Origin of the sequence: Streptomyces sp. MBT65, assembly GCF_016612545.1 — a bacterium.
Classification (GTDB): domain Bacteria; phylum Actinomycetota; class Actinomycetes; order Streptomycetales; family Streptomycetaceae; genus Streptomyces.
The window spans coordinates 1-11,709 of record NZ_JAENRY010000061.1 but is presented as its reverse complement, the minus strand read 5'-3'; the positions used below and the strand labels follow the sequence as shown (position 1 = coordinate 11,709).

Here is an 11,709-nt window from a genome sequence, read left to right as displayed (position 1 = left end):
CGGGGGCACCCGACCGGCGCACGCTGCTGCCATGTCCACACCCTTCCGGCACACCCAGCCGCCGTCGCCGAAGTCGGCCACCGGCCGCACCGCCGAGGTCTTCGAGCAGATCGCCGTCGACTTCGGGATCGAACGGCCCCCGACCTTCGTGGTCCTGTCCTCCGTCCCCGAACTCCTCGCCCCCGCCTGGGCGTTGATGCGCGAGTCGCTCATCGCGGGCGCCGGCAGCCGCACCGGCAAGGAGCTGGCGGCGCTCGGGGTCTCGCTCGCCAACAAGTGCCCGTTCTGCGCGGACGCGCACACCGTCCTGCTGCACGCCACCGGCGACCACGCCCTCGCCGAGCACCTGGCGCGCGGCGGCACCCCGGAGAACGAGGAGCACGCGCGCGTGCTCGACTGGGGCCGCCGCACGCGCGTGCCCGGCGCGGCCCTCACGCCGTACCCGTTCCCGCGCGAGCAGGCGCCCGCCTACCTGGGCACCGCACTCGCCTTCCACTTCATCAACCGCGTCGTGTCGGCCCTGCTGACCGAACAGCTCCTCCCGGGCAACGCCCAGCGGTTCCGGGCCGTCCGCAGTCTCGCGGGCCGCAGCGTCGCCCGTACGGTGCGCCGTACCGCCGTCCCCGGAGCGGCTCTCCCGCTGCTCGACACGCCGGGACCCGGCCCGGACTGGGTCGCCGGAACGCCGGTGGGCCCGGCCTACGACGCGCTGCGCACGGCCGCGCGGGCGGGCGCGGACCTTCTCGACGAGGACGACCACACCCTCGTACGGGAGACGCTGTGGGCCTGGGACGGTTCGCATCCGCCGGTCGTCCTGCGCGGCTTCCCGAACCGGCGGGAGCGGCCGGCGGCGCGCCTCGCGGTGCTGGCCGCGCTCGCGCCGTACCGGATCACGGAGGAGGACGTGGCCGCCTGGCGTGGGCCGTCGGACAGTGACGCGCGTCTCGTGCGGCTCGTCGCGTACGGGGCGTTCGCGGCCGTCGAACGGATCGAGACGACGATGCGCGTGCCCGCCGTCCGGCCCTGAAGCGCGCACGGGGGACAGACATTTGGGGACACACAACGCGTCCACAGTCGGGCACTGTCACCGCACAGGCACGGAGCGAGTTCATACTTCCGCCTCACAGGGAGTCATGTGACACTGGCCGTCCCCGTCCGCAGTGCGGACCCGCTCCGCACCCTTCCCCCACGAGAAGTGCGACTTGCGTTCTCTTCCTCTGCCGCTCGCTCTCACCGCGCGTCTGTCGCCGGTCGTCGTGCTCGCCGCGATGGGCTGGGCCCTGACGTCCGGTCCGTTCGCCGCGACGACGACCGCCGATCACAAGGCGACGCCCGAGTCCGACTCCTCGTCCGGGGCCTCGGCCCCCTCGACGGCGCCCGTGGTCAAGGCCTACTCCACCTCTCCCGCCCCGTGCGGAAGTGTGTCGGTGGCGACGATCAAGTCACTGGTACCGGGCGCGAAGACGGCCGGCAAGGAGATCCCGTCGACGGACACGAAGGTGCGCCGCACCTGCTCGTGGAACGCGCTCAAGGGGTACGACTACCGCTGGCTCGACGTGTCGTACGAGATCACGGAATCGGACGAAGCGGCGAAGAAGTCGTACACCGAGACGACTACGGAGAAGAGCGGCGGCGGCGCGGTTCCCGGGCTCGGTGACTCCGCCTACTCCATCGTGAACCTCACCACGGAGGACAAGCAGCAGACGCGTGAGGGCACGGTCGTCGTCCGCGCGGGCAACGCGCTGGTGACCATCACGTACAACGGCAGCGACTTCGAGAACAAGAAGGCGCCGAGTACGGACGTCATCAACAAGGGCGCGATCAAGGCCGCGAAGGAAGCGGTGACCGCGCTGCAGGGCGCCAAGGCCAGCTAGCCCCGGCGCCCTGCGGCACTGCGAGTCCTACGCCTCGACGGGCGTCGGCTTCTTTCCGGTCAGCAGGGTCAGCGCCACGTAGAGGAGCATCGACGTGCCGAGGCCGACCGCCCAGCCGTAGTCGGCGAGGGAGGACAGAGCCGGGATGGGCCGGCCGTCGATCAGCGGGTGGAAGTCGGCGCCGCCGACGGCGAGTACGCCACCCACCACGAAGGCGACGACGGCCCGCCAGTTCCAGCCGCCGTCGTACCAGTAGCGGCCGCCCGCGCGGTACAGGTCGGCGAGGTCGAGCTTGCCGCGGCGCAGGATCCAGTAGTCGGCGATGAGGATGCCGGCGACCGTGCCGAGCAGACCGCCGACCAGACCGAGCCAGGTGAAGATGTAGCCCTGCGGGTCGGAGTAGAGCTTCCACGGGAAGATCAGCACCCCGAGGACGCTGGTCACGAGGGCGCCGGTGCGGAAACTGATCTTCCGGGGCGCGATGTTGGAGAAGTCGAAGGCGGGCGAGACCAGGTTGGCCGCGATGTTCACGGACAGGGTCGCGACCAGGACGGTCACCAACGCGTAGAGCAGGCCGACGACGTTGTCCGTCTTCGCCGCGAGCTGCACCGGGTCCCAGATCGCCTTGCCGTAGACGGCCTGCGAACCGGAGGTGACCAGCACCGACAGGAACGCGAACAGGGTCATGGTGGTCGGCAGACCGAGGGCCTGGCCCCATGTCTGGGCCTTCTGGCTCTTGCCGTAGCGGGTGAAGTCCGGGATGTTCAGCGACAGCGTGGACCAGAAGCCGATCATGCCCATCAGCGAGGGCCAGAACAGCTTCCAGAAGCTGCCGCCCCAACCGAGCTTGGAGGGCTGGTCGAAGAGCGGGCCGAAGCCGCCGGCCTTGCTGCTCATCCACCACAGCATCACGAACGCGCCGACGAGCACGAAGGGCGCGGCCCAGTTCTCGAAGCGGCGGATCGTCTCCATGCCCCGGTAGATGATGGCGACTTGGAGCACCCAGAACAGTGCGAACGACAGCCACATCGTCCAGGCGTACCCGCCGATGTGCGAGGCGTTCGCCCAACTGTCCCCGATCAGCTTGCCGGCGAGGAAGAAGATCGCCTCACCGCCGATCCAGGTCTGGATGCCGAACCAGCCACAGGCCACCAACGCCCGTACCACGGCAGGGAGGTTGGCGCCGCGCACGCCGAACGAGGCACGCGCGAAGACCGGGAAGGGGATGCCGTACTTCGGTCCCGCGTGCCCGGTGAGCAGCATCGGCACGAGCACGATCAGGTTGGCCAGGGCGATGGTGAACACCGCCTGCTTCCAGTCCATGCCGACGGCGATGAGCCCGGAAGCGAGGGTCCAGGAGGCCGTGTTGTGGGCCATGCCGACCCACAGCGCGGAGAAGTTGTACGTGGTCCAGGTGCGCTTCTCGACGGGAACCGGCAGCAGATCGTCGTTGGCGTACGGACCGGCGGGCAGCGGAGACCCCGGGGAGAGCTCCACCCGCCCGTCGGCGAGGGTGACTTGAGCGGTCGGCTCTATGGCCGTGGGAGCGGTGTCGGTCATGGGCAGGCCAATCAATGAGGTGGGTCCGGAAAGGCCGTGCGGGGCTCCGGCCCCCCTCCCCAGGACGGTGGGGAGGGGGAGAACTGGAGTGGGGGGACGGGGAGTTGAGCGGTGGTGCGGGTGTGCGTCAGCCGTTGACGGCCGGGATCACCTTCGACCCGTAGGCGTCGATCGTGGCCTCGTGGGCTCCGGCTCGGCCGAGAAGCAGATCGAAAAGCTGGGCGCCCTGCGCGAGTTGGGCGTCGACCAGTTCGCCGTCTACGACATGCACGACGCGCAGGGCGCCCAGCTTTTCGATCTGCTTCTCGGCCGAGCCGATGATGCAGAACCGGTCGACGATCTCGTCGGGGACGAAGGCGGTGTCGGGGTTGTCGGCACGGCCGTGGTGCGAATAGTCGTACCCCTCACGGGCCTTGATGTAGTCCGTGAGTTCCTCGGGTACGGCGGCGGAGTGTTCGCCGTACTTGGAGACGAGGTCGGCGACGTGGTTGCCGACCATGCCGCCGAACCAGCGGCACTGGTCGCGCGCGTGGGCGAGCGCCTCGGGCGAGTCGTCCTCGGTGACGTAGGCCGGGGCGGCGACACAGATCTTGACCTCGGACGGGTCGCGTCCGGCGGCGACGGCCGCGTCCTTGACCGCCTTCACCATGTACTCGGTGAGGTAGAGGTCCGAGAGCTGGAGGATGAAGCCGTCGGCCTCCTCGCCGGTCATCTTCAGGGCCTTGGGGCCGTACGCGGCCATCCAGACCGGGAGTTGGGCGTCCTCCTTGGCCCAGGGGAACTTGATGACCGTGCCGCCGAGGTCCGCCTCCTGGCCGGAGCCGAGGGCCCTGATGACCTTCATGGCCTCGCTGATCCGGGCCAGGGTGTTGGGAGTTCGGCCCGCAACGCGCATCGCGGAGTCGCCGCGGCCGATGCCGCAGACCGTGCGGTTGCCGAACATGTCGTTCAGGGTGGCGAAGGTGGAGGCGGTGACCTCCCAGGTGCGGGTGCCCGGGTTGGTGACCATCGGGCCGACCGTCAACTTCGTGGTGTTGGCCAGGATCTGACTGTAGATCACGAACGGCTCCTGCCACAGCACGGCGGAGTCGAAGGTCCAGCCGTAGGTGAAGCCGTTGCGCTCGGCGCGCTTCATCAGGCTGATGACCCGTGAGGCCGGCGGGTCGGTCTGCAGGACGAGTCCGAAGTCCATGTGCGCCACTCCTAGTTGAGGTACTGACTGGTGGAGCGCGGGGTGTAGACGCCGTGGCCCGCGTGCCCGGTGTACTCCCGCTCGGTGATGACGAGTTCGCCGCGCGAGAGGACGGTCTCGACGCGGCCGGTGAGGCGCTTGCCCTCGTACGCCGAGTAGTCGACGTTCATGTGGTGGGTCTCGGCGGAGACAACCTGCTCGGCGTGCGGGTCGTAGATGACCACGTCGGCGTCGGCGCCCGGGGCGATGGTGCCCTTCTTCGGGTAGAGGCCGAACATCCGCGCCGGGGAGGCGCAGGCGATCTCGATCCAGCGGCGACGGCTGATGTGTCCGTCGACGACACCCTGGTGGAGCAGGTCCATGCGGTTCTCGACGCCCGGCATGCCGTTGGGGATCTTCGAGAAGTCGCCCCGGCCCATTTCCTTCTGGCCCACGAAGCAGAAGGGGCAGTGGTCGGTGGAGACCACCTGGAGGTCGTTGGTGCGCAGGCCCTGCCAGAGCTTGGCCTGGTGCTCCTTGGGACGGAGGGGCGTGCTGCACACGTACTTCGCGCCCTCGAAGTCGGGCTCGGCGAGGTTGTCGGTGGAGAGGAACAGGTACTGCGGACAGGTCTCGCCGAAGACGGGCAGGCCCTCGTCGCGCGCCTTGGCCAGCTCGGCGACCGCCTCCATCGCGGAGACGTGCACGACGTAGAGCGGGGCACCGGCGACCTGCGCGAGCTTGATCGCGCGGTGGGTGGCCTCGGCTTCGAGAAGGGACTTGCGGACCTCGCCGTGGTAGCGGGGGTCGGTCTCGCCACGGGCCAGCGCCTGCTCCACCAGCACGTCGATCGCGATGCCGTTCTCGGCATGCATCATGATCAACCCGCCGTTGTCGGCGGCGCGTTGCATGGCACGCAGGATCTGGCCGTCGTCGCTGTAGAAGACGCCCGGGTAGGCCATGAACTGCTTGAAGGAGGTGACGCCCTCCTCGACCAGCAGGTCCATCTCCTTGAGGGTGTCCTCGTTGACGTCGGAGACGATCATGTGGAAGCCGTAGTCGATGGCGCAGTTGCCCTCGGCCTTGGCGTGCCAGGCGTCGAGGCCCTCGCGGAGGGCTCCGCCGACGCTCTGGATCGCGAAGTCGACGATGGTCGTCGTACCGCCCCAGGCGGCGGCCCGGGTGCCGGTCTCGAAGGTGTCGGCCGCCTTGGTGCCGCCGAACGGCATCTCCATGTGGGTGTGGGCGTCGACCCCGCCCGGGATGACGTACTTCCCGGTGGCGTCGATGACCCGCTCGGCGGTCCAGGCCTCGGCGGCCGCGCTGCCGGAGGTGGCGAGGGCCGCGATGCGGCCGTCCTCGATCAGGACGTCGGCGTGGAGTTCGTCGGACGCGGTGATGACTAGGCCGCCGCGGATGACGGTACGGGTGCTCATGGTTTTGACTCCGCTGGATTGTGGTCGGGTGCGGGTCGTTGGGGGCTGGTCGCGCCCTGCGGCGAAGCCGCCGCTGGACGCTGCTCCGCGCCCCTGGAAGCGGGGCGCGGGAATCCTGCGTGCCTTACGGTGCGGTCAGCGGGCCGTACGCGTCCGGGCGGCGGTCGCGGTAGAACTGCCAGCGGTCGCGGACCTCGCGCAGTTTCGCCAAGTCCAGGTCGCGGACGACCAGTTCGGTCTCCTTGTCGCTGGCGACCTCGCCGACGAACTGGGCCTCCGGGTCGACGAAGTAGGTCGTGCCGTAGAAGTCGTTGTCGCCCAACTCCTCGACACCGACCCGGTTGATGGCGCCGACGAAGTACTCGTTGGCGGCAGCGGCGGCCGGCTGCTCCAACTGCCAGAGATAGGCCGACAGTCCGCGCGAGGTGGCCGACGGGTTGAAGACGATCTCGGCGCCCGCGAGGCCCAGTGCGCGCCAGCCCTCCGGGAAGTGCCGGTCGTAGCAGATGTAGACACCGATCCTGCCGACCTTGGTGTCGAAGATCGGCCAGCCGCTGTTGCCCGGGCGGAAGTAGAACTTCTCCCAGAATCCGGGGACTTGGGGGATGTGGTGCTTGCGGTACTTGCCGAGGTACGAGCCGTCCGCGTCGATCACGGCGGCCGTGTTGTAGAGGACGCCGGGCTGCTCCTCCTCGTACATCGGCAGGACCAGGACGATGCCGTGCTCCTTGGCGAGCGCCTGGAAGCGCTTGACGATCGGGCCGTCCGGGATCGCCTCGGCGTACTCGTAGAACGCCTTGTCCTGGACCTGGCAGAAGTACGGTCCGTAGAACAGCTCCTGGAAGCACAGGACTTGAGCACCCTGCGCGGCCGCGTCGCGGACCGCCTGCTCGTGTACCTGGATCATGGACTCCTTGTCGCCCGTCCAGGCTGTCTGGAAGAGAGCGGCACGAATCACTGTGCTCATCGGGACCTCCGGTCGCTAGGTGTGCGAGGAGCCTAAGAAGTCCGGAAGTCGTCTTTGAGTTGCACGGTGTCACGTCTGCGGGCGCGCGGCGTTCCACGGTGTCACCCTGTCGTGGCCGCATGTTTCACCGCCGTTTTCGCAGGTAGTCCCATGTTTCACCCCTGTTGCGCGTCGTGCGCGAGGAGCGCGATGTGCACCGAGGCGGCCTGCTCGAAGTCGTCGAGGTCCACCCCGAGCCGGCCCTCTATCGCCTCCAGCCGGCGGTACAGCGCGGGCCGCGAGACATGGTGGAGCTGAGCGGTGCGCGACTTGTTGCGGCCGGTGGCCAGATACGAGCGCAGTACGGCGAGCAGGTCCTCGTCGGCTGCGCACAGCAGCCCGTCCAGCTCCCGTTCGGCGAAGGACTGCACCTGCGGGTCGTCCCTCAACAGCCGGATCAGACCGCGCAGATGGACGTCCTTGAGGCGTACGACGGAGGGGAGGTCGAGGGCGTCGCTGGAGTCGGCCACGGCGTCGGCGACGTGCTGTGCCTCGCGCAGCCCGGCGGGCACGTCGTCCCAGACGGTGCGCTGGCCTGCGGCGGCCACCACCGCCTTCAACGCCCCCGACTCGGTGCGCAGTCGGCTAGCGAAGTGCGCGGCGAGGGCGTCCGCGTCTTGGTCCCGGGGCAGGCTGAGCAGCACGGCGGTGGCCCCGTCGGCCAGTTCGGCGACGAGTCCGGGGAGCCCCAACAGCCGTAGCACCCGGTCGAGTTGGGCCGTGTCGCCGTCGCGTACGACCATCGGGACGAAGGTGCGGCGGTTGACGGGGAGTCCTGCGGCCCGGGCGCGGGGCAGCAGTTGGCGGGCCGGAACGACGCCGCTCGCGAGGTCGGTCAGCAGGCTCTGCGCGGACTGTTCCTCCCAGGTGTGGGCGGAGCCGCCGAGCATACGGTGCAGGACGAGGGCCTCGGCGCCGCGGTCGGCGAGGAGGCGGCCGGTGGCGGTGTCGCCGCGGTAGCCGCACAGCATGATCTGGCCCCAGCGCTCGCCGCGTCCGCCCAGTTCGGCGCGGATCCAGCCGTCGCCCTCGCTGCCGCCCGCCTGTCGGGAGATGCGCTCCCAGTCGCGCAGCACGTCGTCCACCGCCGACCGCTCCCCCGCCGTGGCGAGGACGCGGTGGGCGAGGTTGGTGACGACGACGGGGCAGGCGCTGTGCGCCGCGACCTCGTCGAGCAGGCTCTGCAGCGGGGCGCCGCCGGTGATGAGTCCGGTGAGCGCGGTCCGTACGGCCTCGGAGAGGCTGACGGCGGCGAACTTCCGCCGTACCAGCCGGGATTGGACCTCTTCCGTCAACTCCGCGAAGGGGAAGGGGCGGTGAAGCACCACCATGGGCAGCCCGCACCGCTCGGCCGCGCGGCGCATCACGTCCGGCGGAGCGGGGAAGGCACGGCCGAGACCGAGGACGACCGCGGATGCCTCCGCGCGGTGCAGGGACTGGATGTACTCGGCCTGGGCGCCCTCGTCACCGGCGAGCAGGACGCCGGTGGTGAGGATCATCTCGCCGCCGCTGAGCATCACTCCGACATCGGCGGCCTCGGCGACGTGCACCCAGCGCACGGGCCGGTCGAGCTGGCTCGCGCCGGCCACCACCTCGGGTTCCCCGGCGAGGACCCGTTCCAGGCCGAGGACCTGACGCACCGAAAGGGCGGGCTCCAGGGTGTCCAGGGTGGTGGCCATAACGCTCTTCCCTTGCTCGTCCTGCTACTACTGCGTGCTCCGCAGAGCCTGTTCGAGGATGGCGGCGCCCTCTTCGGCCTCCGCGACGGTCAGGGACAGCGGCGGGGCGATGCGCAGGGCGCTGGTGTTGTGCCCGCCGCCCTTGCCGAGCAACAACCCGCCCTCGCGGGCCGCTTCGAGCACGGCGGACGCCGCCTGCGGATCGGCTTCGTCGGTGCCGGGTTTCACCAGCTCGACGCCGATCATCAGCCCGCGCCCGCGCACTTCCCGTACGCCGGGATGCTGGGCGGCGACGGCCCGCAGCCGCTCGATGAGGAGGCCGCCGACGCGGCGGGCGTTGCCCTGGAGGTCGTGCTCCAGGAGGTAGGTGAGGTTGGCGAGGCCCGCCGCCATGGTGATCTGGGTGCCGCCGAAGGTCGAAATGCTGTTGGAGTCCAGGCAGTTCATGATGTCGGCGCGGGCGACGACCCCGCCGATCGAGCTGCCGTTGCCGATGCCCTTGGCGAAGGTGAGGATGTCCGGCGGACCGTTCTCCGCGTGCGCCTGCCAGCCCCAGAAGTGGTCGCCGGTGCGGCCCCAGCCGGTCTGCACCTCGTCGGCGATCCACAACACGCCCTGCTCGGCGAGGACTTCGCGGAAGGCGGCGTACAGACCGTCGGGCGGGGAGGTGAACCCGCCGACGCCCTGGACGGGTTCGGCGATGAGCGCGGCGGGCGGCCGGACATGACCGAGCAGGTCCTTCAGGTCGTCCACACAGGCCGCGATGAACTCGGCGTCGTTCAGGTGCGCGTAGGGTCCGCGCGTCCGGACACCCCCGTGGACGTACAGCGTCTGGAGCGGGGACAGCGAGGTCGGGGACCAGCCGCGGTTGCCGGTGATGCCGACCGAGCTGAAGGAGCGGCCGTGGTAGCTGTTGCGCATGGCCAGGATCTGGTTGCTGCGCCGGTACGTGGTCGCGAGCATCAGCGCGGTGTCGTTGGCCTCGGTGCCCGAGGTGGTGAAGAAGACGCGGGCGTCGGGGATGCCGGACAACTGGGCGACGCGCTCGGCGAGTTCGACCATCGGCCGGTTGAGGTAGAGCGTGGACGAGTGGATGATCCGCCCGGCCTGCTCGCTGACCGCCTTGGTGACCTCGGGGAGCGCGTGCGCGGTCATGGTGGTGAGGATGCCGCCGAAGAAGTCGAGGTACTTGTTGCCCTCGGCGTCCCAGACGTGCCGGCCCTCGCCGTGCGTGATCTCGAGCGGGTCCTCGTAGTAGAGGGCGAGCCAGTCCGGGAGCACGGCCTTGTGCCGTCCCAGCAGGTCCTTGGTCACGGCTGCACCAGCCCTTCGTAGGCGTCGGGGCGGCGGTCACGGTAGAACGCCCACTGCTGTCGTACTTCTTCGATCAGGCCGAAGTCGAGGTCGCGGACCACGAGTTCCTCGGCCTTGTCGCTGGCGACGTCGCCGACGAACTGGCCGCGCGGGTTGACGAAGTACGAGGTTCCGTAGAAGTCGTTGTCCCCGTACTCCTCCACTCCCACCCGGTTGATGGCGGCGATGAAGTACTCGTTGGCGACGGCCGCCGCGGGCTGCTCCAGTTGCCAGAGGTAGGCGGAGAGGCCGCGTGAGGTGGCGGACGGGTTGTAGACCAACTGGGCGCCGTTGAGGCCGAGTTGACGCCAGCCCTCGGGGAAGTGGCGGTCGTAGCAGATATAGACGCCGATCTTGCCGACGGCGGTGTCGAAGACGGGCCAGCCGGCGTTGCCCGGCCTGAAGTAGTACTTCTCCCAGAAGCCCTTGACCTGGGGGATGTGGTGCTTGCGGTACTTGCCGAGGAAGGTGCCGTCGGCGTCGATCACGGCCGCGGTGTTGTAGTAGAAGCCGTCCTGCTCGATCTCGAAGACGGGGACGACGATCACCATGCCGGTCTCGCGCGCGAGCTGTTGCATACGACGCACGGTCGGCCCGTCGGGCACCGGCTCGGCCCAGTCGTAGTGCTCCGGTTCCTGGACCTGACAGAAGTAGGGGGCGTTGAACACTTCCTGGAACCCGATGACCTTGGCGCCCTGGCGGGCCGCCTCGCGGGCGTGTTCCTCGTGTTTCGCCACCATGGAGTCGGTGTCACCGGTCCAGGTGGCCTGGACCAGAGCGGCGCGTACGACGTTGGCCATGAGCTGCTCCTTCGACGGGGACGTCACAGCCTCTACGCCCGTAGACAAAGGCCGTAGAGGGATGAACGTAAGCCTCCGGAGGAGCCTTGCCAAGACCATCGTCGTTAACCCGCGGAGTCGATCCTGTTTCACACTCCGGTGGGCGAGTCGATGGGCCGGTCAGGCAGTGAAGCCCGCGACCCGCAGCGCGTGGACGAGATCCCAGTGGCGTTCGTCCGAGGCGCCCCGGGCGGCCTCCACCAGCAGCGGGACGAGTTGTTGCGGGTCGGCCGCGACGCTGCGGGCGGCCTCCTCGGGGGTGCGGACCCGGACGTAGGCGTCGAGCAGGGCCATGATCTCGCGGCGGCGGCCCTCGGCGGCCAGCGCGAGCACGGCCTCGCCTATCTCGGCGGCGGGGCGGGCCACGCCCTGCCGCAGGATCTGCTCGCCGTCCGCCGTGCGGCCCGCCGCGACCAGCGCGTCCGCCGCGCCGACCAGCCGGTCGGCGGGCAGCGAGGCGGCCTCCCACAGGAGGGTCGCCCAGTCCGCGCCGAGCCCGGCACGCTGGAGTTCGGCCGCGAGCAGCGGGAAGCGCGCGGCGGGCCAGTACGCGGCCTCGACGAGCAGCGCGTGCGCCTCGCCGCTACGGCCCTCTCGCCGCAGCCCGACGAGCCGCTGAACGGCCTCCACAGTGCTCTGCCGCGCCTCCGCGTCCAGGGCCTCCCGCTTCGGCTGCGCCCGCTCGACCGGCCGGGCGGCCCCGGCGAACCGGGCTCCGCGCGGGGTGCGACGGGTGGTGGGCGCGGGCGCGGGGAGTTCCGGTACGGCGGCTGCGGGGTCCGGGGTCTGGG

The 11,709-nt window shown here is 70.0% G+C and carries 9 protein-coding genes and 1 pseudogene; 2 read left to right on the top strand and 8 right to left on the bottom strand.

Features of this window, described 5'->3' with window-relative positions; translation table 11 throughout:
- Nucleotides 1-31: 31 nt before the first annotated feature.
- Nucleotides 32-1,027, top strand: a complete 996-nt coding sequence (locus JHN63_RS16135; protein WP_200681756.1) for a carboxymuconolactone decarboxylase family protein — start codon at nucleotides 32-34, stop codon at nucleotides 1,025-1,027.
- A 175-nt stretch (nucleotides 1,028-1,202) separates the two neighbouring features.
- Nucleotides 1,203-1,874: a hypothetical protein gene (locus JHN63_RS16130; RefSeq protein ID WP_200681755.1), complete on the top strand. Its 672-nt coding sequence runs from the start codon at nucleotides 1,203-1,205 to the stop codon at nucleotides 1,872-1,874.
- Between the two features lie 27 nt (nucleotides 1,875-1,901).
- On the opposite strand, the gene JHN63_RS16125 is transcribed toward JHN63_RS16130, so the two are convergent.
- The 8 genes and pseudogenes from JHN63_RS16125 to JHN63_RS16090 form a co-directional block, all read right to left on the bottom strand.
- Nucleotides 1,902-3,434: an NCS1 family nucleobase:cation symporter-1 gene (locus JHN63_RS16125; RefSeq protein ID WP_200681754.1), complete on the bottom strand. Its 1,533-nt coding sequence runs from the start codon at nucleotides 3,432-3,434 to the stop codon at nucleotides 1,902-1,904.
- 127 nt (nucleotides 3,435-3,561) lie between these two features.
- Nucleotides 3,562-4,626 (bottom strand): TIGR03842 family LLM class F420-dependent oxidoreductase, encoded by a 1,065-nt coding sequence (locus JHN63_RS16120; protein WP_200681753.1) that lies wholly within the window; start codon nucleotides 4,624-4,626, stop codon nucleotides 3,562-3,564.
- Nucleotides 4,627-4,637: 11 nt separating this feature from the next.
- A complete protein-coding gene (hydA, locus tag JHN63_RS16115; protein ID WP_200681752.1) occupies nucleotides 4,638-6,041 on the bottom strand; it encodes a dihydropyrimidinase in 1,404 nt (467 codons plus the stop codon).
- A gap of 124 nt (nucleotides 6,042-6,165) precedes the next feature.
- Entirely contained in the window at nucleotides 6,166-7,008 is an 843-nt protein-coding gene (locus tag JHN63_RS16110; RefSeq protein WP_200681751.1) for a nitrilase-related carbon-nitrogen hydrolase, read from the bottom strand.
- A gap of 155 nt (nucleotides 7,009-7,163) precedes the next feature.
- Nucleotides 7,164-8,726 carry a PucR family transcriptional regulator gene (locus tag JHN63_RS16105; RefSeq protein ID WP_200681750.1) on the bottom strand — a complete coding sequence of 521 codons (1,563 nt, stop codon included), beginning with the start codon at nucleotides 8,724-8,726 and terminating at the stop codon, nucleotides 7,164-7,166.
- Between the two features lie 27 nt (nucleotides 8,727-8,753).
- Nucleotides 8,754-10,040 carry an aspartate aminotransferase family protein gene (locus JHN63_RS16100; RefSeq protein WP_200681749.1) on the bottom strand — a complete coding sequence of 429 codons (1,287 nt, stop codon included), beginning with the start codon at nucleotides 10,038-10,040 and terminating at the stop codon, nucleotides 8,754-8,756.
- Nucleotides 10,037-10,879, bottom strand: a complete 843-nt coding sequence (locus JHN63_RS16095) for a nitrilase-related carbon-nitrogen hydrolase (protein WP_200681748.1) — start codon at nucleotides 10,877-10,879, stop codon at nucleotides 10,037-10,039. The genes JHN63_RS16100 and JHN63_RS16095 overlap by 4 nt, the downstream gene beginning before the upstream one ends.
- Nucleotides 10,880-11,038: 159 nt before the next feature.
- Nucleotides 11,039-11,709 (bottom strand): annotated as a pseudogene (locus JHN63_RS16090) (hypothetical protein); the annotation flags it as partial.